This window comes from Streptomyces sp. MMS24-W38 (assembly GCF_059889265.1).
Genome location: NZ_JCBCPP010000001.1, coordinates 1,681,042 through 1,707,471, shown reverse-complemented (window position 1 = coordinate 1,707,471; position 26,430 = coordinate 1,681,042). Strand labels below are relative to the sequence as shown.

Below are 26,430 nucleotides of genomic sequence, written 5' to 3'. Positions count from 1 at the left end.
CCCGCGTGTCAGCGGGGGTCGGCCGTCCGGCGCAGATGATGACGCACCGCGCGGTGCGCGATCGGGCCGAGATCGTCGAGCGCTGCGACGAGGGCCCCGAGCCGCTCCAGGGCGTCCAGCGCCGCCCCCGCCCCCGCCGGGTCAACCCCCTCGTACAGTTCGAGACCCACGAAGGACGCCGCCACCGCGCGGGCAAGCCCTCCGGAGTCGGTGAACTCGCCGAACGGTGTTCCCGGCAGGATCCGGTCGAGGACCTTCTCGATCTCCACGATCCACAGGTCGAGCCCCGCCGCAGTCGCCGGCTTCAGGGCGTCGTGGGTCTGCGCGCCGGCCAGCAATTGCCCGAGCAGGGCCACGTGGCCCGCAGCGCGCTCCTCGGCGTGCATCTCCCGGCCGAAGGCGAGGAGTTCCGTGAGGGAACCGATGGTCGCGAAGCGGGGGCGGTGGCGGGCGACCCGCTGCTCGGCCCCGTACCGGCAGGCGGCGGATAGCAGTTCGTCCACCGAGCCGAAGTGGTAGAACACCAGCGCCTGATTGACTCCGGCCGCCGTTGCGATCGTGCGGGCCGAGATCTTGGCGATGCCCTGTTCGGCGAGCGTGCGCAGGGCGCCCTCCAGCAGCTTCTTCCTGGTGTCGGGGGCGGGACTCATGCGCGTGGCTCCTCACGGACCGGACGCAGACCTGGGCGTACCCCGTGTGTGCGCACGTCGCTGTAGACGGCGGTGAAAGAACCCTCGTAGCCGAAGAGGGGCCCGAGACGGCGGTGGGTGACGTCGACCCGGATGCGGAAGCGGCCGCTGCGTTCGTCGTAGGACTCGCGTACCTCCGCCGTCCCGTTGACCGCTTCGGGGACGCGTACGTCCACCGGGCCCTGCCGGAAGCGGTGCCCGTCCGAGCGGATCAGCAGGGAGCCGTCGGGTTCCACGCCGAAGTGGAGGTCGCAGGCGAGGTGCTGGTGGGTGCCGAGGTAGTCGACGATGCGGTCGCCCCGGGGGCCGAGCACCATCTGGGCGTCGAACCGGCGGGGACGGCCGGGTAGTTGGAAGGTGCGCACGAAGGTCACCGTCTCACGGCCGAAGCCGTCGGTGTACGGGACGTTCTCGATGGTGAAGGGGACGTGCCTGCCCTGCCGGGGGACCAGGATGTTCCGGGTCGCGCCGAGGGCGAGGAACGGCTTCACGAAGGCGCCGCCGTGCCAGAGGCGGTCCATCACGCCGTGGCCGGTGCAGGCCTCGCCGCTCGTCAGACCGACGGAGAAGCGGCGGCGCAGCGCGGGGTGGAGGCGGTCGAAGTCGGCGCCCATCACGGTGCGGAAGATCGAGGTCATCGCGGCGTCACCAGGGAACGCAGCAGGCGGGGCGGGCGGACCCGGGCCGGTGGGGTGCGCAGGCAGCGACGGGCGGCCGGCGTGCGGGACAGCGGCGGGGCGAGCAGTGCCGCGCCGGCCGCCGAGGCCAGGAGCAGCGGGGCCGGAAAGGCCCCGGCGGGGCCGAACGGGGCGGCGGGGCCCGAGGCGAGGGTGGCACAGGCAGCGGTGACCACCAGGGCCCGGAGCGTCAGCTCCGCCAGCCAGTTACGGCGGGCGCGCTCGGGAGTGACGCCGTGCTCGAGCCAGATCCGCAGACGGTCGAAGGACCAGGCCGTCGCCCAGCCCATCAGAGGCCGTAGGACCAGCCGGTCCACGAACGCGCCGAGGACGCCCCAGCGGGGCCGGTAGTCGTATCCGGTGAGGAAACGCACCCCGCCGTCGTCGGGGACGTACCGCCAGTAACCGCTGCCGTCCGCGAGCAGGGAGAGCGGGTGCGGGCAGGAGAAGCGGAGCGCGGAGGTGCGGGTGCCGTCCGGGCGCTCCTTCTCCCCGGCCGAGACGCCGGTGCCGGCGATGGTGAGGAACGGCAGCACGCGCGTGGCGTACCGGAAGTGCTGAGGCTCGCCCTCCACGCGCGGGAGGTTGCGGATCTCGGTGAAGCGGAGGTCCCAGCGCCGGTGCTCGGCCGGATCCTGGGTGCGCGCCCACAGTTCGTCGATATCCGCGCGGACGTGCGTCTCTATGTACAGCCCCATGTCGCCTCCGGTCAGCCGCATGTTTGAGCGAGCGCTCAATTCTGTGGAGCGCAGGCTAGCGCTGTTTTGAGCGACTGCTCAACCGGTCGGCCCGTCCTCGGGTGCCGTACCGCGCGGACCGAAAGGCGAGACGGGGCTGACCGGCATATGACCGGCCGGTAGGGTCGGCTGCGTGCCGAAGCCGCTCAGTCTCTCGTTCGATCCCATCGCCCGCGCCGACGAACTCTGGAAGCAGCGCTGGGGAAGCGTGCCGTCCATGGCCGCGATCACCTCGGTCATGCGCGCCCACCAGATCCTGCTGGCCGAGGTCGACGCGGTGGTCAAGCCGTACGGGCTCACCTTCGCCCGGTACGAGGCACTGGTGCTGCTCACCTTCTCGAAGGCCGGCGAACTGCCGATGTCCAAGATCGGCGAGCGGCTCATGGTGCACCCCACCTCGGTGACGAACACCGTGGACCGGCTGGTGCGGTCGGGTCTGGTCGCCAAGCGTCCCAACCCCAACGACGGCCGCGGCACCCTCGCGAGCATCACCGACAAGGGGCGCGAGGTCGTCGAGGCGGCCACCCGCGACCTGATGGCGATGGACTTCGGCCTCAGCGCCTATGACGCCGAGGAGTGCGCCGAACTCTTCGCCGTCCTCCGTCCGCTGCGGCTCGCGGCGGGCGACTTCGATGAGGAGTGACGCCGTCAGCACCAGGCCGGGGGTTACCACTTGACGGTGGTTTCCTCCCCGTCGGCCCGCAGAAACGCTCAAGCACTCATCTCCGGCTGAGATCCTGCCGATCGGCTCTCATGCGGAGGGCTGACGTCCGTTTCCTTCGGGTGTGAGCTCGCTCGTGAGTCTTCGTCGTTTTGTCCGTGGTGTGCTGGCCGTCACCGCTGTGCTGGGTTTCGCCGCAGTCGACCCCATGGGTACGGCGGGACCGGCGCACGCCGGTGCCTTGGGGTCCACCGCCATCGGTACTTTCACCTACGAGGTGCGGGGTGCCGCGGTGAAGGTCCCCGTCGGTTGCTTCCTGACCCACAGGATCGACGGCTCCGGGAAGCGGGTCTCCGGCCAACTCGCGGGCGTCGACTGTGTCGGTGCTGCCGCGGCCTTCTCGCGGTTCTGCAACTGGCGGATCGACTTCGCCTACGCCGACACGAATGGCAGGGCGCACCGGACCGCGCGGGGTGCCACACACGCCGAGTGCGACGGCGCCCCGCTGCGCCGGGCCGGCGCCCGGACGCTGCCGACCTACGGCAAGGCCTGCGCGAAGCTGTTCGTCAACGGCAAGCTGCGTGCCACGCAGTGCCACTACATCACGAAGTGAGGCAGTGCCCCGCGTCAGCGGTCAGGCTGTCGCGGGCGTGGTGTCGGCGTCCTTCGCGATGAGTGGTTCCGCCTCGCGGGTCACCCGGCGTTCGACGAAGAAGGCCGCCGTCGGGACGGTTCCGGCGAGCAGCACCCACAGCTGCCGTCCCACGGGCATCTTCATCTTGCTGCCGAGGTCGAACGCGAAGACCAGGTACAGCACATAGAGCCAGCCGTGAGCGATCCCGACCACCGAGACGAAGCCGTCGAAGCCGTCCAGGCCCAGTACGCGCTTGCCGATCACGCCGACGGTCAGCAGAACCAGAAGGACTGCGGTGACGTATGCCAACACCCGGTACCGGGTCAAGACGCTCTTCTTCATGCCGTCGAGGGTATCCGGTCCGCTGTGACGTCCCGTCCCCCGTCCTGGCCTGCACCACTGTCCTTTACTAGGACGTCCTAGTAAATTCGAGGGTATGGACGCTGACGCCATCGAGGAAGGCCGCCGTCGCTGGCAGGCCCGGTACGACGCCGCGCGCAAGCGCGAGGCGGACTTCACCACGCTCTCCGGCGATCCCGTGGAGCCGGTGTACGGGCCGCGGCCCGGGGACGCCTACGAGGGGTTCGAGCGGATCGGCTGGCCCGGTGAGTACCCCTTCACCCGCGGTCTGTATCCGACCGGCTACCGGGGGCGCACCTGGACGATCCGGCAGTTCGCCGGGTTCGGCAACGCCGAGCAGACCAACGAGCGCTACAAGATGATCCTGGGCAACGGCGGCGGCGGGCTCTCCGTCGCCTTCGACATGCCGACGCTCATGGGCCGCGACTCCGACGACCCGCGCTCCCTGGGTGAGGTCGGGCACTGCGGGGTGGCCATCGACTCGGCCGCCGACATGGAGGTCCTGTTCGACGACATCCCCCTCGGGGACGTGACGACCTCCATGACGATCAGCGGGCCCGCCGTGCCCGTCTTCTGCATGTACATCGTCGCCGCCGAGCGTCAGGGCGTGGACCCCGCCGTGCTCAACGGCACGCTGCAGACGGACATCTTCAAGGAGTACATCGCCCAGAAGGAGTGGCTCTTCACGCCCGAGCCGCATCTGCGCCTCATCGGCGACCTGATGGAGCACTGCGCGGCCGGCATCCCCGCCTACAAACCGCTCTCCGTCTCCGGCTACCACATCCGCGAGGCCGGGTCGACGGCCGCCCAGGAGCTGGCGTACACGCTGGCGGACGGCTTCGGGTACGTGGAGCTGGGGCTCAGCCGCGGGCTCGACGTGGACGTGTTCGCGCCCGGTCTGTCCTTCTTCTTCGACGCGCACCTCGACTTCTTCGAGGAGATCGCCAAGTTCCGCGCCGCGCGCCGCATCTGGGCCCGCTGGATGCGGGACGTGTACGGCGCGAAGAGCGAGAAGGCGCAGTGGCTGCGGTTCCACACGCAGACCGCGGGCGTCTCGCTGACCGCGCAGCAGCCGTACAACAACGTCGTGCGGACGGCCGTGGAGGCGCTCGCCGCCGTCCTCGGCGGGACCAACTCCCTGCACACCAACGCCCTGGACGAGACGCTCGCCCTGCCCAGCGAGCAGGCCGCCGAGATCGCCCTGCGCACCCAGCAGGTGCTCATGGAGGAGACCGGTGTCGCCCATGTGGCCGACCCGCTGGGCGGTTCCTGGTTCGTGGAACAGCTGACGGACCGGATCGAGGCGGACGCGGAGAAGATCTTCGAGCAGATCAAGGAGCGGGGGCTGCGCGCGCACCCCGACGGGCGGCACCCCATCGGGCCGATCACCTCCGGCATCCTGCGCGGTATCGAGGACGGCTGGTTCACCGGCGAGATCGCCGAGTCGGCGTTCCGCTACCAGCAGGCGCTGGAGAAGGGCGACAAGAAGGTCGTCGGCGTCAACGTCCACACCGGCTCGGTCACCGGTGACCTGGAGATCCTCCGGGTCAGTCACGAGGTGGAACGCGAGCAGGTGCGGATCCTGGGTGAGCGCAGGGCCGCCCGCGACGACGCGGCGGTACGGGCCGCCCTGGCAGCCATGCTCGACGCGGCCCGCTCCGGCGCCAACATGATCGAGCCGATGCTGGACGCCGTACGCGCCGAGGCGACCCTCGGTGAGATCTGCGACGCGCTGCGGGACGAGTGGGGGGTGTACACGGAGCCCGCGGGCTTCTGACCGCCTTCACCAACCCCCGACCCCGAACCCGACTACGGGACGGGGTCGGGGGTGGTGAGGCCGGTGAGCAGGACGTGGGTGAGGTCGTGGACCCACTCCTCGTCCGCCGGGCGTCCGCTGACCAGCGTGCGGTGCACCACCGCGCCGGCGACCATGTCGAAGATCAGGTCCACGGTGCGGGCCGCCTCGGCCGGGTCGGGGTCGGGCGGCAGTTCGCCACGTGTCTGGGCGCGGGCGCGGCCGGTGTGGACCAGGCGTTTCTGCCGTTGGACGATCGAGGTGCGGATGCGTTCGCGCAGGGCCTCGTCGAGGGTGGACTCCGCGACCGCCGCCATCAGTCCGCACCTGGCCTCCGGGCGGGACAGCAGTGCCGCGAGCTGGAGGACCACGCCCTCGATGTCCGCGGCGAGGCTGCCGCGGTCGGGGAGTTCGAGTTCGTCGAAGAGTTCGGCGACCGCGTCCACGACCAGCTCGTTCTTGCCCGCCCAGCGCCGGTAGAGGGTGGTCTTGGCGACTCCCGCGCGGCTCGCGACGTCCCCCAGGGTGAGTTTGGACCATCCCAGTTCGACCAGGGCCTCCCGCGTCGCGGCCAGGATCGCGGTGTCCGCCGCGGTGCTGCGCGGGCGTCCGGTGCGCGTGGCGGGGGACCGACTGGCGCTGCTCTGCATGGGCACGACCCTATCCGCCGGTTCCCGTGTCGTCGTGAGGGGAGCGTGAGGGAGATCACCGGGGTGGCCCGGCCCGTGCGCCGCGCCGGCCGTTACGCTACGACCCGTAGCGAAAGTGTGGGCGGCCCGAACGGAACGGCCGTTTTGCTCGAGCGACGACCACTGGCGCGGGTGGGGACCCGGTGCCGAAGAGCACGCGGATGCCCGGGTTTCCCGGCGTTTTCACAGACACGCGGGGTACGGGGGAGGATAGACGTATGCAGCCACGGAACATGTCCATGAGCGGAGTCGTCGACCTCGCCGCGGTGAAGGCGGCCCAGGAGGCCAAGACGAAGGCGGAGCAGGCCCGCGCGGAGGCGGCCCGGCAGGGCGGCGGGGGCGCGGTCTCCCCGGCCGACCTCGTCATCGACGTCGACGAGGCCGGCTTCGAGAGCGACGTCCTGCAGCGGTCCACCGAGGTCCCGGTCGTCATCGACTTCTGGGCCGAATGGTGTGAGCCCTGCAAGCAGCTGAGCCCCGTCCTGGAGCGGCTCGCCGTCGAGTACAACGGGCGCTTCCTGCTCGCCAAGATCGACGTCGACGCCAACCAGATGCTGATGCAGCAGTTCGGTGTCCAGGGCATTCCCGCGGTGTTCGCGGTGGTGGCCGGGCAGGCGCTGCCGCTCTTCCAGGGGGCCGCGGGCGAGACGCAGATCCGCCAGACCCTGGACCAGCTGGTGCAGGTCGCCGAGGAGCGCTTCGGTCTGACCGGGCTCACCGTCGACCCCGACGCCGTGCCGGGCGGCGGTGGTGCCGCGTCGGGCGCCGAGGCGCCCGTCGGTCCGTACGACGCCCTGCTGGAGGCCGCTGTGCGGGCGCTGGACGCCGGCGACCTGGGCGGCGCGATCCAGGCGTACAAGAACGTGCTCACCGACGACCCGGGCAACCCGGAGGCTCAGTTGGGGCTCGCCCAGGCCGAGTTGCTCCAGCGGGTGGAGGGTCTGGACCCGCAGCGGGTGCGCGCGGACGCCGCCGGGAAGCCGCAGGACGTCGAGGCGCAGATCACCGCCGCCGACCTGGACCTGGTGGGCGGTCATGTCGAGGACGCCTTCGGCCGGCTCATCGAGACGGTGGGGCGCACGGCCGGCGACGACCGCGAGGCCGTACGGGTGCGCCTGCTCGAGCTGTTCGAGGTGGTCGGGGCCGAGGATCCGCGCGTGATCGCCGCGCGCAGAGCGCTGGCGCGTGCCCTGTTCTGAGCGGATCGGTGCCCCTTGCCCGGCCGTCCGAGGCGGTTTCCGGGCCGGTGGTGCCCGAGTGAAAGACCGGCCGACCGGAGGCCCCTGCGGCCGCGCTTTACCGAAACTTGGTAATCGCGGCCGCTGTTACTGCGAGTAAATCGCACGCGTTGATCTGTCGGGCTCTGTCCAGGCGTCAACTGTTTTGTCCGCACCCTGCGGGACACCGAGGGTCGCCGTCCGGCGCCGGTGGGTCTCCCTCCGCTTGTTCAGCCGTTACCAGCGAGTAATGAACCCCCTTGTGCGGGCGGCGAGAATGCACCACGATCGGCGACGCTCGGTCCATTGCCCGTACTCCGACAGCCGGTCGGGACGCGGGCGTTCCTGGGTCCCCACCGAGCAGAGCCGGCGGCAGTGGAGCCGGTTCTTGGACAGGGGGGTCTTCGCTCACCCGGCGAAGCCTGTCCAGCAGGTTGTGCGTGATGCGTGTCAGGCGCGACCAGTGGTTGTCGCTCGGGGGTGATCGCCGGTGATTCGGGCGCTTCGTGCGTTGCCGAGCGCGGCGCTCTCCTTTCCGAGGACGTAGCACTTCTCCCATCCCTGCCCGGCTGCCCGCCTGTTGGCGGTGCGTCAGGGCAGGAGATGTACGTCCGAGAAGGAGGAAATATGGAGTCCCAGGTGCGTGGCGGGACCAGATGGAAGCGGTTCGCCGTGGTGATGGTGCCCAGCGTGGCCGCCACGGCGTTTATAGGCGTCGCGCTCGCGCAGGGCGCTCTCGCCGCGTCGTTCAGTGTCTCCGGCCAGTCGTTCAAGGTGACGGCGGACCGGCTCGACGGTACGGGCTTCTCCCAGTACGGAGCGCTCGACGAGGGCTACACGCTGAAGGGCGAGAAGACGGCTCACCCCGTCGCGGTCTCGGCGTTCAAGTCCGCGAAGATCACGAACATGTGCCAGTCCGTGGTGACCCCGGGCATCCCGGGGCTCGGCTCGGTCAGTCTGACGCTGAAGGCCGGCGGTGGCGGCACCCCGGTCAGGGCGCAGAACCTGTACATCGACGTCGCGGACCTCCAGGCCGATGCCACCTTCCGCGGCATCGACATCGGTGTGGCCGCCAAGGACGCCAGCAAGGGTCCGGGCATGAAGGGCGGCAACGAGCAGGCGAACCCGTACGGCTTCGCCCAGCAGGCCGACTCGGCCACGCTGACCAAGGTGAAGCAGACGGCGTGGGCGACCACCGCCGGAACCTTCAAGCTCAGCGGGCTGAAGATGTCACTGTCCGCGGGTGTCAAGGAGTGCTACTAAGCACTCGATGACGGGCGGGGGGAGCCGGTGGCGCCCCCCGCCCGTCCACCTTCCCGCCGCGTCTTCACGCGCGGCGCACATCACCACCACAGCAAAGCCGTACCAGGGAGCTGTTTTCCATGAGCGCCGAGACTCCTGCCGCCTCCGGCCAGTTCACCCGCCGCAGGCAGCAGTTCCGTGCCTGGCGAGGCGCACGGCCGTTCTGGGCCGGCCTGTTCGTCGCGCTCGGCGGCTTTCCGATCATGTACTTCCCGTACGCGAATCTCCGGATCGGTCACCTGACGCTGGCGATGGCGACCACCGCGGGCGCGGGGTCTCTGATCATCGGGGTGCTGCTGGTCGTCCTGGGCATCAGCCTGTGGGTCCAGGAGCACATCCGGGTCTTCGCGGGTGTCGCGGCGATCCTGCTGGGGCTCGTCTCCATTCCGGTGTCCAACTTCGGCGGCTTCATCATCGGTTTCCTGCTTGCGCTGGTCGGTGGGGCGATGGCCATTGCGTGGGCGCCGGGCGTCCCGCCCGAGCAGGAGCCGCAGGCGGACCCCCTGGGCCGGGGCGGCTTTCCGCAGGGTGTGGAACCCGGCACCACGGCCACGGGACCCGTGAAGGGCACCACGGCAATGGGCGATGGGGGTCCCTCCCAGGCCTCTGAGGCGCAGGGGGAGAACGATCTGTCAGGAACGAGCCCGGCGAACGGGGCGAACGGGAGGCACAGTGCCGGCTGACGAGGTGACCCGCGGGACCGATGTGGAGACGTTCCGTGTGAGAACCGGGCCGCGCCACGCGGCCCCCAAGAGGCCGCTGTTCACCAGGTTCCACATGCCTGCCGGAAAAGCGATCGCCCTCGCGGCGATGCCGACCGCCGTCCTCATGGGAATGGGATTCACACCGACTCTCGCCCAGGCCGAGGACCAGCCGCGGTCGAAGAGCCTGACCGTCGACGAGTACAAGGACTGCGTGGCGGCCCTGGAGGAATCCGAGAACGACGGGCCCTCCTCGACCGGCTCGTCCGCCTCGGCGAGCGACACGGTGACTCCGTCCCCCGACGCCGACGCCGACGCCGGCACGGAGCCGAGCCCCTCGGCCTCCGCCGGGGAGCGCAGGACCGCGAACCCGGGCGAGGGCGAGGGCACGGCCAACGGCTCGTCCTCTTCGTCTCCTTCATCGGATTCGGGGTCCGGCAACTTCGACGACAAGGACGACAAGGACGACAAGGACGACAAGGGGGAGCCCGCGCCCGCCCCGTCCGCGGCCTCGGGCGAGCAGGACTCCGGCGACCGGGCCGAACCCGCGCCCACGCCCTCGGAGACCGAGCGCAACGTCCTGGAGGACATCGGGGACGCCGTCAAGGACGTCTTCACCCCCAAGGACAAGAAAGCCGAGGAGAGTCCGGGCCCCACCCCGTCGGCCTCCGCCGACGAGGGCGGAACCGCTGAGGACGAGGCGGCGGAGACCGCTCAGAAGGCCGTCGAGAAGGCCACCGAAGCCGCGAGGGACACCGCTGAGGAAGCCGCCGACACGGCGGCCGAGACCCCGGTGGCTCCGGCGGCTCCGGAAACCCCGGCGGCCCCGGAGTCGGCGGATCCCGTCACCGCCTCGCCGAGCCCGTCGGACCCGGCCGACCCGGCCGAGAGTGCCACGACCGACCCCGACGACTGCCCGGTGGCCACCGACGCCGAGGGCGGGGTCGACAACAGGGTCCCGCTGCCCGACGAACCCTGGTTCCTGAACGCCAGCTCGTTGCTGCTGAAGGGCGCCGACTACCAGGGCATCGTCGAGGTCCGGACCGCGAGCGGCAAAGTCAAGAAGGTCCTGAAGTACGTCGTCTCCGACGGCACCGACATCGGCGACCTGCACCAGACGGTCGAGGACAAGTCGATCGGCAGGACCCACCACGTGCGGGCGGCCAAGGGGTCGATGTCCACCATCCGCGACGGCGACACCGTGATGTACACGGAGCGCATCTCCGGCAAGCTGCTCGGGCTGATCCCGGTCACCTTCGACCCCGGGAACCCGCCGCCGCTCAACATCCCCCTGATCTACTTCACCGACGTGACGGTCCAGCAGGCGGGCCAGTTCGGCGGGACCCTGCACGTGCCGGGCCTGCAGCAGTACGTCACCTGAGGACCCGTTGGTTCCGTCGGTTCCGTCGGGTCCGCCGGACCACTCCGGGAGCCGCACGACGCCGAGGGCGCCCCCTCTCCAGGGGGCGCCCTCGGCGTCGTGCACGCGGGTGGGTCAGCTGGTGGGGCCGCCCATGTGGTGGACGCGGACCATGTTGGTGGTGCCGGGGACGCCGGGCGGCGAGCCGGCGGTGATCACCACGATGTCGCCCTCGTCGAAGCTGTGAAGCCGGACCAGCTCCTGCTGGACCAGGTCGACCATCTCGTCGGTGCTGTTCACGAACGGCACGACGTGCGGCTCCACGCCCCAGCTGAGCGCGAGCTGGTTGCGGGTGGACTCGTCCGTGGTGAACGCCAGGAGCGGCTGGCCGGCGCGGTAGCGGGACAGCCGCCGGGCCGTGTCGCCGGACTGGGTGAAGGCCACCAGGCCCTTGGCGCCGAGGAAGTCGGCGATCTCGGCGGCGGCCCGGGCCACCGAACCGCCCTGGGTACGGGGCTTCTTGCCGGGCACCAGCGGCTGCAGGCCCTTGGAGAGCAGCTCCTGCTCGGCCGCCTGGACGATCTTCGACATCGTCCGCACGGTCTCGATCGGGTACGCGCCCACACTCGACTCGGCCGACAGCATGACCGCGTCGGCGCCGTCCAGGATCGCGTTGGCCACGTCGGAGGCCTCGGCGCGGGTCGGACGGGAGTTGGTGATCATCGACTCCATCATCTGGGTCGCCACGATCACCGGCTTGGCGTTACGGCGGCACAGCTCGATCAGGCGCTTCTGCACCATGGGGACCTTCTCGAGCGGGTACTCGACGGCCAGGTCGCCGCGGGCGACCATCACACCGTCGAACGCCATCACGACGTCCTCCATGTTCTCCACCGCCTGCGGCTTCTCCACCTTGGCGATGACGGGCACCCGGCGGCCCTCCTCGTCCATCACGCGGTGGACGTCGGCCACGTCCTTGGCGTCCCGGACGAAGGACAGCGCGACCAGGTCGCAGCCCATGCGCAGCGCGAACCGCAGGTCCTCGATGTCCTTCTCGGACAGCGCGGGCACGTTCACGGCCGCGCCGGGCAGGTTGATGCCCTTGTGGTCGGAGATGACACCGCCTTCGATGACGATCGTCCGCACCCGGGTGCCCTCGACGTCCAGCACCTTCAGCTCGACGTTGCCGTCGTTGATCAGCACCTGGTCGCCGCGGGAGACGTCGCCCGGCAGGCCCTTGTAGGTCGTTCCGCAGATGGTCCGGTCGCCGGGGACGTCCTCGGTGGTGATGGTGAACTCGTCACCGCGCACCAGCTCGACGGGGCCCTCGGCGAAGGTCTCCAGGCGGATCTTCGGGCCCTGGAGGTCGGCGAGGACACCGATGGCCCTGCCGGTCTCCTTGGCGGCGGCACGGACCCTGTCGTACCTGCCCTGGTGCTCGGCGTGCGAGCCGTGGCTGAAGTTGAAGCGGGCCACGTTCATGCCGGCTTCGATCAGGGCGACGAGCTGCTCGTGGGAGTCGACCGCGGGGCCGAGAGTACAGACGATTTTGGAACGGCGCATGGGGCGATCCTATCGGTTTGTTTCGCTCCGGAATATTCCGTCTGGCGGAAGATACAAATGAGAAAGCCGCTGCTCAGTTGCGCTTTCCGGCCAGTGCGTAGGTCTGTGTGGCGATCTCCATTTCCTCATCCGTCGGTACCACGGCGACCGCGACCCGCGCGCCCGCGGGCGAAATCAGCCGCGACCCGTCACCACGCGCGCCGTTGCGCTCGGCGTCGACCGTCAGACCCAGTTCCGTCAGGCCCGCCACGGCCGCCTCCCGCACCGGAGCTGCGTTCTCGCCGACCCCGGCGGTGAACGCCACCGCGTCCACCCGTCCGAGAACGGCGTAATAGGCACCGATGTACTTCTTCAGCCGGTGAATGTAGATGTCGAAAGCGAGCTTCGCCTGTTCGTCGCCCGCGTCGACCCGGCGGCGGATCTCCCGCATGTCGTTGTCACCGCACAGACCGACCAGTCCGCTCTTCTTGTTGAGAAGAGTGTCGATCTCGTCGGCGGACATTTCGCCAACACGCATCAAATGGAAGATGACGGCCGGGTCCATGTCTCCGGACCGGGTACCCATCACCAGCCCTTCCAAGGGCGTCAGCCCCATGGAAGTGTCCACGCACCTCCCGCCCCGCACCGCCGAGGCGGACGCCCCGTTGCCCAGGTGCAGCACGATGACGTTCACGTCCTCGGGCGCCTTCCCGAGCAGCCGGGCCGTCTCCCGGGACACATACGCGTGCGAGGTGCCGTGGAAGCCGTAGCGGCGGACGTGGTGCTCGTCGGCGGTCTGCACGTCGATCGCGTAGCGGGCGGCCGACTCCGGCATCGTGGTGTGGAAGGCGGTGTCGAAGACGGCGACCTGCGGCAGGTCCGGGCGCAGCGCCATGGCGGTACGGATGCCCGTCAGGTTGGCCGGATTGTGCAGCGGGGCGACCGGGATGAGCCGCTCGATCGCGTCGAGCACCGCGTCGTCGATGACGGTCGGCTCGGTGAAGTGCATCCCGCCGTGCACCACCCGGTGCCCGATCGCGGCCAGTTCGGGGGAGTCGAGCCCCAACCCGTCGAGGGCCAGTTCCTCGGCCATCGCCTTCAGGGCGGCGTCGTGGTCGGCGACCGGACCGGTCCGCTCCCGTGTCTTCCCGCCCGCCCCGTCCCCGGCCCCTCCTCCCGACGCCAGCGGTGTGTGCCGGACCAGCGAGGTCCGCTCGCCGATCCGCTCGACCAGGCCGGACGCGAGCCGGCTGCGGTCCCTCATGTCCAGCAACTGGTACTTCACCGACGAGGAGCCGGAGTTGAGGACGAGGACCCGAGAAGGACGTGAAGGACGTGAAGGAGCGGCCGAGCTCGGCTCGTCGGGCAGGGCGGTGACGGGGGACGGGTGGGCGCTCACTGGGTGGCTGCCTTGTCGTTCGGGGCCGGGGACCCGGCGGCGGACTGGGCCTGGATCGCCGTGATGGCGACGGTGTTGACGATGTCCTGGACGAGGGCGCCCCGGGACAGGTCGTTGACCGGCTTGCGCAGACCCTGCAGCACCGGGCCGACCGCGATCGCGCCGGCCGAGCGCTGCACGGCCTTGTAGGTGTTGTTGCCGGTGTTCAGGTCGGGGAAGATCAGCACGGTCGCCTGCCCGGCGACCTCGGAGTCCGGCAGCTTGGTCGCCGCGACCGACGGCTCCACGGCCGCGTCGTACTGGATCGGACCCTCGATCTTGAGGTCGGGGCGGCGGGCCCGCACCAGCTCGGTCGCCTCGCGCACCTTGTCGACGTCGGCGCCGGAGCCGGACGTACCCGTCGAGTACGACAGCATCGCGATCCGTGGCTCCACCCCGAACCGCGCGGCCGTGGCCGCCGACTGCACGGTGATGTCGGCGAGCTGCTCGGCGTCCGGGTCGGGGTTGACCGCGCAGTCGCCGTAGACCAGGACCCGGTCGGCCAGGCACATGAAGAAGACGGAGGACACGATCGAGGTGTCCTGCCGGGTCTTGATGATCTCGAAAGCCGGCCGGATGGTCGCGGCGGTGGAGTGCACCGAGCCGGACACCATGCCGTCGGCGAAACCTTCCTCCACCATCAGCGTGCCGAAGTAGTTCGGGTCCGAGACGACGTCGTAGGCCAGCTCGACGCTGACCCCGCGGTGGGCGCGCAGGGCGGCGTACTTCTCGGCGAAGGCGTCGCGCAGCTCGGAGGTGGCCGGGTCGATCAGCTGGGTGTCGCCGAGGGCGATGCCGAGGTCGGCGGCCTTCTTGCGGATGTGGTCGACCGGTCCCAGCAGGGTGAGCTCGCACACGCCCCGGCGCAGCAGCACCTCGGCCGCGTGCAGCACCCGCTCCTCGCCGCCCTCGGGCAGGACGACCCGCCTGAGGTCGGAGCGGGCCTGTTCGAGCAGCTTGTGCTCGAACATCATCGGCGTGACGCGGTCGCTGCTGGGCGCGGAGACCCGCCGGGTGAGGTCGGCGGTGTCGGCGTACCGCTCGAAGAGGCCGAGCGCGGTCTCCGCCTTGCGCGGGGTGGCCGCGTTCAGCTTCCCCTCCAGGGAGAACAGCTGCTCGGCGGTGGGGAAGCTGTTGCCAGGCACCGACAGGACCGGGGTGCCGGGGGCGAGGCGGGCGGCGAGGGTGAGGATGCGGTCGTCGGGCACCTCGTCCAGGGTCAGCAGCACCCCGGCTATCGGCGGGGTGTTGGTGCTGTGCGCGGCCAGCGTGCCGACGACCAGGTCGGCGCGGTCGCCCGGGGCGATGACCAGGCAGCCCGGGGTCAGGGCGGCGAGGAGATTGGGCAGCATGGCGCCGCCGAAGACGAAGTCCAGGGCGTCGCGGGCCAGCCCGGAGTCGTCGCCGAGCACCACCTTCGCGTCCAGGGTGTGGGCGATCTGGGCCACGGTGGGGGCGGCCAGCGCGGGTTCGTCGGGCAGGACGTAGCAGGGCACCGGCAGTCGGGAGGCGAGCCGCTCGGCGATCTCGTCCCGATCCTCGACGGCCACCCGGTTGACCACCATGGCGAGCACGTCGCAGCCCAGCGTCTGGTAGGCGCGGAAGGCGTTGCGGGTCTCGTCGCGCACCGACTCGGAGGTCTGCCTGCGGCCGCCCACGACCGGGATCACCGAGGCGCCGAACTCGTTGGCGAGGCGGGCGTTGAGGAACAGTTCGTCCGGGAACTGGGTGTCGGCGTAGTCGGTGCCGAGGACGAGGACGACGTCGTAGTCGCGGGCGACGACGTGGAACCGGTCGACCAGCGCCGACACCAGTTCGTCGGAGCCGCGTTCGGCCTGGAGGGCGGACGCCTCCTGGTAGTCCATGCCGTAGACGGTCGCCGGGTCCTGGGTGAGCCGGTAGCGGGCGCGCAGCAGCTCGAAGAGGCGGTCGGGGCCTTCGTGCACCAGGGGACGGAAGACGCCCACCCGGTCGACCTGCCGGGTCAGGAGTTCCATGACCCCCAGTTCGACGACCTGGCGGCCGTCGCCTCGGTCGATGCTGGTCACGTACACACTGCGGGTCACGCGTGCTCCGTTTCGTCGGGGGTCTCGCGGTGCTTGTCGGCCCTGTGGGATCCGGCCCGGACGCCACGCTCGCCGGGGCGAGCCGATCCCCCTCGACAGTACCTCCGGCGCTGGTGGGGGGCGCCCGCCCGTGGGGCGCGGGGCCGGGGCGGGAAATGGGTGGGCGGCCGGGACGGGGGACCGGAGTGCCGGGCGGCATGGAACAATCGAAGGTGGCTCACCGGGATACAAAGCGACCAGGAGACGACAACACGATGCGTATCGGAGTTCTCACCGCAGGCGGCGACTGCCCCGGCCTGAACGCCGTGATCCGGTCGGTTGTGCACCGAGCGGTCGACAACTACGGCGACGAGGTCATCGGCTTCGAAGACGGCTACGCGGGCCTGCTCGACGGCCACTACCGGACCCTCGACCTCAACGCGGTCAGCGGCATCCTGGCGCGCGGCGGCACCATCCTCGGTTCCTCCCGGCTGGAGCGCGACCGGCTCCGCGAGGCCTGCGAGAACGCCTCCGACATGATCCGCGACTTCGGCATCGACGCGCTCATCCCGATCGGCGGCGAGGGCACGCTCACCGCCGCCCGCATGCTGTCGGACGCGGGACTGCCGGTGGTCGGCGTCCCGAAGACGATCGACAACGACATCTCCTCCACCGACCGCACCTTCGGCTTCGACACCGCCGTCGGCGTCGCCACCGAGGCGATGGACCGGCTGAAGACCACCGCCGAGTCCCACCAGCGGGTGATGGTCGTCGAGGTCATGGGCCGGCACGCGGGCTGGATCGCCCTGGAGTCCGGCATGGCCGCCGGCGCCCACGGCATCTGCCTGCCCGAGCGGGCCTTCGACCCGGCCCAGCTGGTCAAGATGGTCGAGGCGCGCTTCGCCCGCGGCAAGAAGTTCGCGGTGATCTGCGTCGCCGAGGGCGCCCACCCCGCCGACGGCACCATGGACTACGGTAAGGGCGAGATCGACAAGTTCGGCCACGAGCGCTTCCAGGGCATCGGCACGGCGCTGGCCGGTGAACTGGAGCGTCGCCTCGGCAAGGAGGCCAGGCCGGTCATCCTCGGCCACATCCAGCGCGGTGGCACGCCGACCGCGTACGACAGGGTGCTCGCCACCCGCTTCGGCTGGCACGCGGTGGAGGCCGCGCACCAGGGGCGGTTCGGCCGGATGACCGCGCTGCGCGGCACCGACATCGTGATGGTCCCGCTCGCGGAGGCCGTCACCGAACTGAAGACGGTCCCGCAGGACCGCATGGACGAGGCCGAGTCGGTCTTCTGACCGGTCCCGGCGGTCGGGGAGGAGACGTGCGCGGGCCCACCCGCGCCGGCCCCGGCCGCCTCGCTCCCACCCTTGACCGCCCCGCCCGGCGCGAAACCGGGACCATCGACGCGGTGGTCGGCAGACACGGCGGTCGGCAGACACGGCGCGAAGAGGATCGTCAGCGGGAACGGCCGGTTGATCCGGTTGATCCGGTTGAGGCGACTGAGGCGGAGCGGGAACGGGAGGGCGGACAGGCCGCGAGCGCCCGCACCACCCGGGCCCGCGGGAGGCACGGCGGGACGCGCGGGGCGGGCGCCGTACCCGGTGAGGGCTTCGTGTGCCCCAGCACCTCACCGTCCCGTCACCCACCGGTACTGCAACTCCGGCCGTCCCACGGTCCCGTACTGCGGGCGCCGGGCCGCGCGGCCCGCGTCCACCAGGTGTTCCAGGTAGCGGCGGGCGGTGATGCGGGAGATGCCCACCGCCTCCGCCGCCCCGCTCGCGGTCAGGCCCTCACCGGCGTCACGCAGGGCCACGGTCACCCGCTCCAGGGTCGGTGCGCTCAGGCCCTTGGGCAGGGCGGCCGGTCCGGGGGCGCGCAGGGTGGCCAGCGCGCGGTCCACCTCGGCCTGGCCGCTGGCCTCGCCCACGGCCGCGCGGAACTCGGCGTACCGCACCAGGCGGTCCCGCAGCGTCGCGAAGGTGAACGGTTTCAGCACGTACTGGACGACGCCCAGCGACACCCCCTCGCGCACCACCGCGAGGTCCCGTGCCGACGTCACCGCGACGACGTCCGCGTGGTGTCCGGCCGTCCGCAGCGAGCGGGCCAGCTGCAGTCCGTGCACATCGGGCAGATGCAGGTCGAGGAGGAGCAGGTCGACGGGGGTGCGTTCCAGCGCCCGGCGGGCCTCGGCGCCCGTCGTCGCCTTGCCGACCGCGACGAATCCCGGCACCCGGCCGACGTACATCACATGGGCGTCGGCGGCGACCGGGTCGTCCTCCACCACCAGGACACGGATGGGTCTGTCGGTCATGCCCCGCCTCCCGTGCCGGAGCCGACGCCCTCCGCGTCCGCGCCGCTGCCGGCCGTGACCCCGTCGGCGGCCCGCAGCGGGAGCCGTACCTCGAAGCAGGCGCCGCCCTCCTCCGCCGAGGTCACCGTCAGCGCGCCGCCGTGCCGGTGCACCACCTGCCGTACCAGCGCCAGCCCCAGCCCACGGCCGTCCGGCCCCGACGGCTTGGTCGTGAAGCCCCGCTGGAAGACCGCCTCGGTGTGATCCGGGGCCACGCCCGGGCCGGTGTCGGACACCTGAAGGATCAGCTCCGTGCTGGCGTCGGTGAGGGCCGTGACCGTCACCCGGGCACTGAGGCCGCCCTGCGCCGCGTCCACCGCGTTGTCGATCAGGTTGCCCAGGATGGTGACCAGGTCGCGGGCGGGCAGGCTGTCCGGCAGCAGCCCGTCGTCCAGCCGGCTGGCCGGCGATACCACCAGCTCCACGCCCCGCTCGTGGGCCTGGGCCGTCTTGCCCAGCAGCAGTGCGGCCAGCACCGGCTCGCCCACCGCCGCCACCACCTGGTCGGTGAGCGCCTGGGCGAGTTCCAGCTCGGCGGTCGCGAAGCCCACCGCCTCCTCGGCCCGGCCCAGCTCGATCAGCGAGACGACGGTGTGCAGCCGGTTCGCCGCCTCGTGCGCCTGCGAGCGCAGTGCCTGCGTGAAGCCCCGCTCCGAGTCCAGCTCGCCCATCAGCGACTGGAGCTCGGTCACATCGCGCAGGGTCACCACCGAACCGCGCCGTTCACCGCCCGACACCGGTGAGGTGTTCACGACCAGCACCCGGTCCGCGGTGAGATGCACCTCGTCCACCCGGGGCTCCGAGGCGAGCAGCGCGCCCGTCAGCGGTGTCGGGAGGCTGAGCTCCGCGACCGACCTGCCCACCACGTCCTCCTCAGGAGCCACACCCAGCAGCTCCCTGCCACCGTCGTTGATCAGCGCCACCCTGTACCGCCCGTCCAGCATCAGCAGCCCCTCGCGCACGGCGTGCAGCGCGGCCTGATGGTAGTCGTGCATGTGGCTGAGCTCCCGCGCGTTCATCCCGTGGGTGTGCCGGCGCAGGCGGGCGTTGATGACGTACGTGCCGATCGCGCCCAGTCCGAGCGCACCGGTCGCGACGGTGAGCAGGGCCGTCAGCTGGGCCTGCGCGCGCTGGCTGATCTCGTCGACCCGGATGCCCGCGCTGACCAGGCCGACGATCCGGTCGCCGTCCCGGACCGGAGTGACCGCGCGGACGGACGGGCCGAGGGTGCCGGTGTAGGTCTCGGTGAACGTCCGGCCCTCCAGGGCGGGCGCGGTGTGGCCGCGGAAGGGCAGGCCGAGCTGGTCCGGGTCGGGGTGGGTCCAGCGGATGCCCTGTGGATTCATGATCGTGACGAAGTCGATGTCGGTGTCGCGCACCACCGCCAGCGCGTACGGCTGGAGCGTGGCCGAGGGATCGGAGGTACGGATCGACTCGCGCACCGAGGGGGAGTCGGCCACCGAGAGGGCCACGGCCCGTGCCTGGTGGCTCGCCGCCTCCTCGGCCTGGCCGCGGTCGCTGAAGTAGCTGAACAGCGCGTATCCCACCACGAGGACCGCTACCAGCACCGCCTGCATGGCGAAGAGCTGGCCCGCGAGGCTGCGGGGTCGGGGGAGGGTGATGCGCATTACGACAGTGTGCCTGCCGTGTAGGCGTGAACTAAATGAACGGAAGGGTGACCACGCTCACAAGGCGGGACATAGTCACGGCGTTCCCCGAAATCTCATCCCCCGGACGTGAGCCGCACGCCGGTCGATGCCGACGACGTCATCAAGGAGGCCGCCGTGACCAGCACCACCGATACGGCACCTGCCGCTCCCAAAGTGAAGCGGGACCGCACGCACTATCTCTACATCGCGGTGATCATCGCGGTCGCCCTCGGTATCGCCGTCGGTCTGACAGCCCCCGACTTCGCGGTCGAGCTGAAGCCGATCGGCACCGGCTTCGTGAGCCTGATCAAGATGATGATCTCGCCGATCATCTTCTGCACCATCGTGCTGGGCATCGGCTCCGTGCGGAAGGCCGCCAAGGTCGGCGCCGTCGGCGGTATCGCCATGGTCTACTTCCTGGTCATGTCGCTGGTCGCGCTCGGCATCGGCCTGGTCGTCGGCAACATCCTGGACCCCGGTACGGGTCTCGCGGTCACCGACGCGGTCAAGGAGACCGGTCAGGCCCAGGTCGACGCGGAGGCCAAGGACACCACCGAGTTCCTGCTCGGCATCATCCCGACCACGATCGTGTCCGCCTTCACCCAGGGCGAGGTCCTGCAGACCCTGCTGATCGCCCTGCTGTGCGGCTTCGCGCTGCAGGCCATGGGCAACGCCGGCCAGCCGGTCCTGCGCGGCATCGAGCACATCCAGCGGCTGGTCTTCCGGGTCCTCGCCATGATCATGTGGGCCGCCCCGGTCGGTGCGTTCGGCGCCATGGCCGCGGTCACCGGCTCGGCGGGCCTGGACGCGCTGAAGAGCCTCGCGGTGCTGATGCTCGGCTTCTACATCACCTGTGCGTTGTTCATCTTCGTGGTGCTCGGCGCGATGCTGCGGATCGTCGCGGGTCTGAACGTCTGGAGCCTGTTCAAGTACCTGGGCCGTGAGTTCCTGCTGATCCTGTCCACCTCCTCGTCCGAGTCGGCGCTGCCGCGGCTCATCGCGAAGATGGAGCACGTGGGCGTCAGCAAGCCGGTGGTCGGCATCACCGTCCCGACCGGTTACTCCTTCAACCTCGACGGCACCATGATCTACATGACCATGGCCTCGCTGTTCATCGCCGACGCCCTGGGCACGCCGATGTCGATCGGCGAGCAGGTCACGCTGCTGCTCTTCCTGCTGATCGCCTCCAAGGGCGCCGCCGGTGTCTCCGGTGCCGGCCTGGCGACGCTGGCCGGTGGTCTGCAGTCGCACAAGCCGGCCCTGGTGGACGGCATCGGCCTGATCGTCGGCATCGACCGCCTGATGAGCGAGGCCCGTGCCCTGACCAACTTCGCGGGCAACGCGGTCGCCACGGTGCTGATCGGTACCTGGACCAAGGAGATCGACAAGGAGCGGGTGAACCAGGTCCTCTCCGGGGCCATCCCCTTCGACGAGACCACCCTGCTGGACGACCACGACGGCGTCGGCCCCGCCGAGGCCCCCGCAGCGGGCGGCGAGAAGGAACTCGCCAAGGCCTGACGCGCACAGCCCTCCCGGGCTTCCCCCGCCGCCGAGCGGCCGGACTCCTTCCCCCGTGAGCCCGGCCGCTCGGCCCTTCTCGTCGACCGTCCTCTGCTGCCGCTTCCAGCCGCAGACACAGAAAACCCCCGGGTAATTGTGCCCGGGGGTTTTCGTTGCGTATATTCATTGACTTGCGACTTCAATTGCGGCAAGTCACAGTGAAGTTCAGTAGGCGCAGTGTATCCGGGCGGGAGCGGAATTGTCAAACAGCGAATTTCCGGACCATGAATTCCGACAGGAACAGGAATTCGTCGACGGACTGTACGCACGGGTGGACGCCCTGCGCGGCGACACCGAGGTGTCCGTCACGGACGCGCTCGGCCAGGGCGACACGCCCATGCAGGCCAGGCTGGAGCGGGACATCCTCGTCGCCGAGCGGTCCGGGCTGCTCGCCGCGCTGAACGCGGTGGACGGCTCCCTCTGCTTCGGCCGGATCGACCTCTCCAGTGGCGACACCCACCACATCGGCCGTATCGGTCTGCGCGCCGACGACGAGGAGCGCACCCCCGTCCTGATCGACTGGCGCGCCGACGTCGCCCGCCCCTTCTACCTGGCCACCGGCCACACCCCGATGGGCCTCAGGCGCCGCCGGCACATCACCAGCGAGGGACGCCGGGTCACCGCCCTGCACGACGAGATCCTCGACCTCGGCGACGAGACCCGCACCGGCCACGAGGACCCGACCGGCGACGCCGTGCTGCTCGCCGCGCTCAACTCCGCGCGCACCGGCCGCATGGGTGACATCGTGCGCACCATCCAGGCCGACCAGGACCGCGTCATCCGCGCCCCGCACCGGGGCGTGCTGGTGGTCGAGGGCGGCCCCGGCACCGGCAAGACCGCGGTCGCCCTGCACCGCGCCGCCTACCTCCTCTACGAGTACCGCGAACTGCTGGCCCGCCGCGCCGTCCTGATCGTCGGACCCAATCCGGCGTTCCTCGGCTACATCGGAGAGGTGCTGCCCAGCCTCGGCGAGACCGGGGTGCTCCTCGCGACCGTCGGCGAGCTGTTCCCCGGCGTGCGGGCCACCCGGGCGGACACCCCCGAGGCCGCCGCCGTGAAGGGCCGGGCGGACATGGCGGACGTCCTCGCCGAGGTCGTCCGCGGCCGGCAGGCGCTGCCCGACCCGGTGATCACCATCGAGCACGACCGCGAGATCCTGATGCTCGACGACGGCCTGGTGCGGGTCGCCCGGGAACGCACCCGCGCCGCCAAGCTGCCGCACAACGCGTCCCGCGAGTACTTCGAGGGCCACATCCTCAACACGCTCACCGACATGGTCGCCGAACGCATCGGCACCGACCCCTACGACGGCTCCAATCTGCTCGACCCCAGCGACATCACCCAGATCCGCGACGAACTCGCCGAGAACCCCGAGGTGTGGTCCGCCGTCGACCGGTTGTGGCCCCTGCTCACCCCGCAGCGGCTGGTCGCCGACTTCCTCGCCGAGCCCGAGGACTTCCTGCCCGCCGAGGACGCCGCCGCGATCCGCCGCCCGGTGACCAGGCACTGGACCGTCGCGGATGTACCGCTGCTCGACGAGGCCGCCGAACTCCTCGGCGAGGACGATCGGCCGGCGCGGGAACGGGCCGACCGCGAGCGGCGCGCGCAGATCGCCTACGCTCAGGGCGTACTGGACGTGTCGTACGCCTCCCGGACCTTCGAGTTCGAGGACAAGGAGGAGGACGACCCCGAGTCCTCCGAGGTGCTGTCCGCGCACGACATCATCGACGCCGAGCGCTTCGCCGAACGGCACGAGGAGGACGACCACCGCAGCGCCGCCGAACGGGCCGCCGCGGACCGCACCTGGGCGTTCGGGCACATCATCGTCGACGAGGCGCAGGAGCTGTCGCCGATGGCCTGGCGGCTGCTGATGCGGCGCAGCCCGACCCGCTCGATGACCCTGGTCGGAGACCCCGCGCAGACGTCGGAGGCGGGCGGTGTCGGCTCCTGGGAGGACATCCTCGCCCCGTACGTCGAGGACCGCTGGGAGCACACCCGGCTCGGCGTCAACTACCGCACCCCGGCCGAGATCATGGACGTCGCGGCGGCCGTGGTCCGCGCCGAGCACCCCGGCTTCGAGCCGCCCGGTTCGGTCCGCTCCACCGGCGTACGCCCCTGGGCCCGCGCCACCGACGACCTGCCCGGCGCCGTCGCCGAGGCCGTCGCGGAACTCGGCGGACCAAAGGACGGCCGGCTCGCCGTCGTCGCCCCGCGCGAGCTGCACCGCGCGCTGGCCGCCCGGCTGGACGGGGTGACGGCCGGCGCCGAACCCGATCTGACGCACGGCGTGGTCCTGCTCGACCCGCGGCAGGCCAAGGGGCTGGAGTTCGACTCCGTCCTCGTGGTCGAGCCGGGGCGCTACGGCACCAGCGACCTGTACGTGGCTCTGACCCGCGCCACCCAGCGGCTCGGCGTCCTGCACACCGAGCCGCTGCCGAAGCCGCTGGCCGACGCCCTGGCGTAGCGCACCTGCCGGGGCTCAGGCCGGGCGCAGCCACACCGTCGCCAGGGGCGGCAGGGCCAGCCGGATGCTCGCCGGGAGGCCGTGCCGTCCCTGCGGCTCCGGTTTGACCGGGTCCGGCAGGCCCACGTCGCTGCCGCCGTAGCGGGCCGCGTCGGTGTTCAGGACCTCGTGCCAGGCGGGCACGTCGTCGGGGACACCGATGCGGTACTCGTGCCGGACGACGGGGGCGAAGTGGGACACCGCGAGCAGCGGGGAGCCGTCGGAGTCGTACCGCAGGAACGCCAGCACGTTGTCCTCGGCGTCCTCGTCCGTGTGCCCGGCCACCCACCGGAAACCGGACGGCTCGGTGTCGCACCGCCACAGCGCGGGGGTGCGCCCGTACTCGGTGTTGAGGTCGCGCACCAGATCGCGCACCCCGCGGTGGTCGGCCTCCGCGCCGTAGGCCGGATCCAGCAGCCACCAGTCCGGGCCGTGCGCCTCCGACCACTCGGCGCCCTGCGCGAACTCCTGCCCCATGAACAGCAGTTGCTTTCCCGGGTGAGCCCACATGAAGCCGAGGTAGGCGCGCAGGTCGGCGCGCTGCTGCCACCAGTCGCCGGGCATCTTCGAGACCAGGGACCGCTTGCCGTGCACGACCTCGTCGTGCGAGATCGGCAGCACGTAGTTCTCGCTGTAGGCGTACACCATCGAGAACGTCATATCGCCGTGGTGGTACCGGCGGTGGACCGGTTCGTGGCTCATGTACCGGAGCGAGTCGTGCATCCAGCCCATGTTCCACTTCAGCCCGAAACCGAGCCCGCCGAAACCGCTCGGGCCCCCGTGGTGGGTGGCCCGGGTGACCCCGTCCCAGGCCGTGGACTCCTCCGCGACCGTCACCACCCCCGGCACCCTGCGGTACACCGTCGCGTTCATCTCCTGCAGGAACGCCACCGCGTCCAGGTTCTCCCGACCGCCGTGCTCGTTCGGCGTCCACTGGCCGGGCTCGCGAGAGTAGTCGAGGTACAGCATCGAGGCGACGGCGTCCACCCGCAGCCCGTCGATGTGGAACTCCTCGCACCAGTAGACGGCGTTGGCGACCAGGAAGTTGCGCACCTCGCGCCGCCCGAAGTCGAACTCCAGGGTCCCCCAGTCGGGATGGGCGGCCCGCAGCGGATCCTCGTGCTCGTACAGCGGCCGTCCGTCGAACTCGGCCAGCGCCCACTCGTCGCGCGGGAAGTGCGCCGGCACCCAGTCCATCAGCACCCCGATGCCCGCCCGGTGCAGCGCGTCCACCAGGTACCTGAAGTCGTCCGGGGTGCCGAGCCGGGCCGTGGGCGCGTAGAAACCCGTGACCTGGTAGCCCCAGGACGGACCGTAGGGATGCTCGGCGACCGGCATCAGCTCGACATGGGTGAACCCGAGGTCCTTCACGTACGCGGGGAGCTGCTCGGCGAGTTGCCGGTACGTCAATCCCGGTCGCCACGACGGGAGGTGAACCTCGTACACCGAGAGCGGGCTCTGGTGCGCGGGTACTTCGGCACGGCGCTCCAGCCACCGCGCGTCACCCCACTCGTACCGCGAGGACGTGACGATGGACGAGGTGGCCGGCGGGACCTCCGTGCGGCGCGCCATCGGGTCGGCGCGCAGGGTCCGCGAACCGTCGGGGCGGGTGATCTCGAACTTGTACAGCTCGCCCTCACCGACCTCCGGCACGAACAACTCCCACACCCCGGACGAGCCCAGCGACCGCATCGGGTGCCCGGTGCCGTCCCAGAAGTTGAACCCGCCCGCCACCCGCGCCCCGCGCGCGTTCGGCGCCCACACGGTGAAGCGGGTGCCGCTCACGCCCTGATGGGTCATGGGGTGTGCGCCGAGCGCCGTCCACAGCTCCTCGTGGCGCCCCTCGGCGATCAGATGCAGGTCGAACTCGCCCAGCGCGGGCAGCATCCGGTACGCGTCCTCGATCTCCCGCACGGTCCCCTCGTACGTCACGAGCAGCCGGTACGCCGGGATCTCCCGGAACGGCAGCAGCGTCGAGAAGAACCCGTCCCCGTCGTCGTGCAGGTCGACGGTGAGGCCCCCGGACACCACGGACACGGCCCGGGCGTACGGCTTGAACGTCCGGAACACGACCCCGCCGGGCGCCGGGTGCGCGCCGAGCACGGAGTGCGGGGCGTGATGCGTGCCGTTCAGCAGCCGCTCCCGGTCGTCGGTGCCCGCGGCGGGGGAGACCGCGATCTCCGCCTCGGGCGGCACGGACCGCCCGACGGCCGGGGGCCTGCCGGCGGCCTGCCGCGCCTTGCTCCTCCGCGCCCCGGCGTTCTTCGTTCCGGCCCTCTTCGTTCCGGCGTTCCTCGTCCCGGGTTTCTTCTCGGCGGCCTTCGCCGCCCCGGCTTTCTCGGCCCCGGCCTTCTCGGCCCCGGCCTTCTTCGCGGCGGCGGCCCGCTTCACCGGCGTGTCTTTCTGCACGGTGGCCTTCTTCACCGTGGTCTTCCGGGACATCTGCTCGGTCGGCTGCTCCGGATGAGAACCGCTGGACTCGGGACGGGGGGTCACGGACGGAGCCTCCTGGTCG

General features: G+C 71.0%; 21 protein-coding genes. 10 read left to right on the top strand and 11 right to left on the bottom strand.

Features of this window, described 5'->3' with window-relative positions; translation table 11 throughout:
* Nucleotides 1-8: 8 nt before the first annotated feature.
* Genes AC6F7H_RS06350 through AC6F7H_RS06340 form a run of 3 tightly spaced genes read right to left on the bottom strand, consistent with a single transcriptional unit; the run spans nt 9 to nt 2,064 of the window.
* A complete protein-coding gene (locus AC6F7H_RS06350) occupies nt 9-650 on the bottom strand; it encodes a TetR/AcrR family transcriptional regulator (protein ID WP_500755772.1) in 642 nt (213 codons plus the stop codon).
* Nucleotides 647-1,327: a DUF4166 domain-containing protein gene (locus tag AC6F7H_RS06345; protein WP_500755770.1), complete on the bottom strand. Its 681-nt coding sequence runs from the start codon at nt 1,325-1,327 to the stop codon at nt 647-649. The genes AC6F7H_RS06350 and AC6F7H_RS06345 overlap by 4 nt, the downstream gene beginning before the upstream one ends.
* On the bottom strand, nt 1,324-2,064 hold the full coding sequence (locus AC6F7H_RS06340) for a hypothetical protein (protein WP_500755769.1): 741 nt from the start codon (nt 2,062-2,064) through the stop codon (nt 1,324-1,326). The genes AC6F7H_RS06345 and AC6F7H_RS06340 overlap by 4 nt, the downstream gene beginning before the upstream one ends.
* Nucleotides 2,065-2,236: 172 nt before the next feature.
* On the opposite strand from AC6F7H_RS06340, the gene AC6F7H_RS06335 reads away from it, so the two are divergent.
* Together AC6F7H_RS06335 and AC6F7H_RS06330 are read left to right on the top strand one after the other, a co-directional pair.
* Nucleotides 2,237-2,746: a MarR family winged helix-turn-helix transcriptional regulator gene (locus AC6F7H_RS06335; RefSeq protein WP_500755767.1), complete on the top strand. Its 510-nt coding sequence runs from the start codon at nt 2,237-2,239 to the stop codon at nt 2,744-2,746.
* A gap of 154 nt (nt 2,747-2,900) precedes the next feature.
* Nucleotides 2,901-3,377 carry a hypothetical protein gene (locus tag AC6F7H_RS06330; protein WP_500755765.1) on the top strand — a complete coding sequence of 159 codons (477 nt, stop codon included), beginning with the start codon at nt 2,901-2,903 and terminating at the stop codon, nt 3,375-3,377.
* Nucleotides 3,378-3,398: 21 nt separating this feature from the next.
* On the opposite strand, the gene AC6F7H_RS06325 is transcribed toward AC6F7H_RS06330, so the two are convergent.
* A complete protein-coding gene (locus tag AC6F7H_RS06325; RefSeq protein WP_500755764.1) occupies nt 3,399-3,740 on the bottom strand; it encodes a DUF3817 domain-containing protein in 342 nt (113 codons plus the stop codon).
* A gap of 94 nt (nt 3,741-3,834) precedes the next feature.
* Here AC6F7H_RS06325 and icmA point away from each other — a divergent pair, with 94 nt between their 5' ends.
* The gene (gene icmA, locus AC6F7H_RS06320; RefSeq protein ID WP_500755763.1) at nt 3,835-5,535 is read left to right on the top strand and encodes a coenzyme B12-dependent isobutyryl-CoA mutase large subunit; all 1,701 of its coding nucleotides are present in this window, start codon (nt 3,835-3,837) and stop codon (nt 5,533-5,535) included.
* A gap of 32 nt (nt 5,536-5,567) precedes the next feature.
* On the opposite strand, the gene AC6F7H_RS06315 is transcribed toward icmA, so the two are convergent.
* Nucleotides 5,568-6,203, bottom strand: coding sequence for a TetR/AcrR family transcriptional regulator (locus tag AC6F7H_RS06315; protein WP_500755762.1), 636 nt, complete (start codon nt 6,201-6,203; stop codon nt 5,568-5,570).
* A gap of 257 nt (nt 6,204-6,460) precedes the next feature.
* Between AC6F7H_RS06315 and AC6F7H_RS06310 the strand changes: the two genes are divergently transcribed.
* The 4 genes from AC6F7H_RS06310 (at nt 6,461) to AC6F7H_RS06295 (ending at nt 10,843) form a co-directional block, all read left to right on the top strand.
* Complete coding sequence (locus AC6F7H_RS06310; protein ID WP_500755760.1) at nt 6,461-7,441, top strand: tetratricopeptide repeat protein; 981 nt, start codon at nt 6,461-6,463, stop codon at nt 7,439-7,441.
* A gap of 645 nt (nt 7,442-8,086) precedes the next feature.
* On the top strand, nt 8,087-8,722 hold the full coding sequence (locus tag AC6F7H_RS06305; RefSeq protein WP_500755758.1) for a DUF6230 family protein: 636 nt from the start codon (nt 8,087-8,089) through the stop codon (nt 8,720-8,722).
* Nucleotides 8,723-8,841: 119 nt separating this feature from the next.
* Nucleotides 8,842-9,444 carry a DUF6114 domain-containing protein gene (locus AC6F7H_RS06300; RefSeq protein WP_500755757.1) on the top strand — a complete coding sequence of 201 codons (603 nt, stop codon included), beginning with the start codon at nt 8,842-8,844 and terminating at the stop codon, nt 9,442-9,444.
* Nucleotides 9,434-10,843, top strand: a complete 1,410-nt coding sequence (locus AC6F7H_RS06295; protein WP_500755755.1) for a hypothetical protein — start codon at nt 9,434-9,436, stop codon at nt 10,841-10,843. Before AC6F7H_RS06300 ends, AC6F7H_RS06295 begins: the two co-directional genes overlap by 11 nt.
* A 114-nt stretch (nt 10,844-10,957) precedes the next feature.
* Here AC6F7H_RS06295 and pyk read toward each other — a convergent pair whose 3' ends face one another.
* The 3 genes from pyk to pta form a co-directional block, all read right to left on the bottom strand.
* Entirely contained in the window at nt 10,958-12,385 is a 1,428-nt protein-coding gene (gene pyk, locus AC6F7H_RS06290; protein WP_500755753.1) for a pyruvate kinase, read from the bottom strand.
* Nucleotides 12,386-12,458: 73 nt separating this feature from the next.
* Entirely contained in the window at nt 12,459-13,733 is a 1,275-nt protein-coding gene (locus AC6F7H_RS06285; protein WP_500761684.1) for an acetate kinase, read from the bottom strand.
* Between the two features lie 26 nt (nt 13,734-13,759).
* Entirely contained in the window at nt 13,760-15,868 is a 2,109-nt protein-coding gene (pta, locus tag AC6F7H_RS06280; RefSeq protein WP_500755752.1) for a phosphate acetyltransferase, read from the bottom strand.
* 254 nt (nt 15,869-16,122) lie between these two features.
* On the opposite strand from pta, the gene AC6F7H_RS06275 reads away from it, so the two are divergent.
* Nucleotides 16,123-17,148 (top strand): ATP-dependent 6-phosphofructokinase, encoded by a 1,026-nt coding sequence (locus tag AC6F7H_RS06275; RefSeq protein ID WP_109377977.1) that lies wholly within the window; start codon nt 16,123-16,125, stop codon nt 17,146-17,148.
* Nucleotides 17,149-17,480: 332 nt separating this feature from the next.
* Here the strand turns inward: AC6F7H_RS06275 and AC6F7H_RS06270 are convergent, their stop codons facing one another.
* Both AC6F7H_RS06270 and AC6F7H_RS06265 read right to left on the bottom strand, forming a co-directional pair.
* Entirely contained in the window at nt 17,481-18,164 is a 684-nt protein-coding gene (locus AC6F7H_RS06270; protein WP_500755750.1) for a response regulator, read from the bottom strand.
* Nucleotides 18,161-19,831, bottom strand: coding sequence for a sensor histidine kinase (locus AC6F7H_RS06265; protein ID WP_500755748.1), 1,671 nt, complete (start codon nt 19,829-19,831; stop codon nt 18,161-18,163). The genes AC6F7H_RS06270 and AC6F7H_RS06265 overlap by 4 nt, the downstream gene beginning before the upstream one ends.
* Nucleotides 19,832-19,987: 156 nt before the next feature.
* Here AC6F7H_RS06265 and AC6F7H_RS06260 point away from each other — a divergent pair, with 156 nt between their 5' ends.
* Nucleotides 19,988-21,370, top strand: coding sequence for a cation:dicarboxylate symporter family transporter (locus tag AC6F7H_RS06260; protein WP_500761682.1), 1,383 nt, complete (start codon nt 19,988-19,990; stop codon nt 21,368-21,370).
* 223 nt (nt 21,371-21,593) lie between these two features.
* Complete coding sequence (locus AC6F7H_RS06255) at nt 21,594-23,876, top strand: HelD family protein (protein ID WP_500761680.1); 2,283 nt, start codon at nt 21,594-21,596, stop codon at nt 23,874-23,876.
* A 15-nt stretch (nt 23,877-23,891) separates the two neighbouring features.
* Here AC6F7H_RS06255 and glgB read toward each other — a convergent pair whose 3' ends face one another.
* Nucleotides 23,892-26,411 carry a 1,4-alpha-glucan branching enzyme gene (glgB, locus tag AC6F7H_RS06250; RefSeq protein WP_500755747.1) on the bottom strand — a complete coding sequence of 840 codons (2,520 nt, stop codon included), beginning with the start codon at nt 26,409-26,411 and terminating at the stop codon, nt 23,892-23,894.
* Nucleotides 26,412-26,430: the final 19 nt, after the last annotated feature.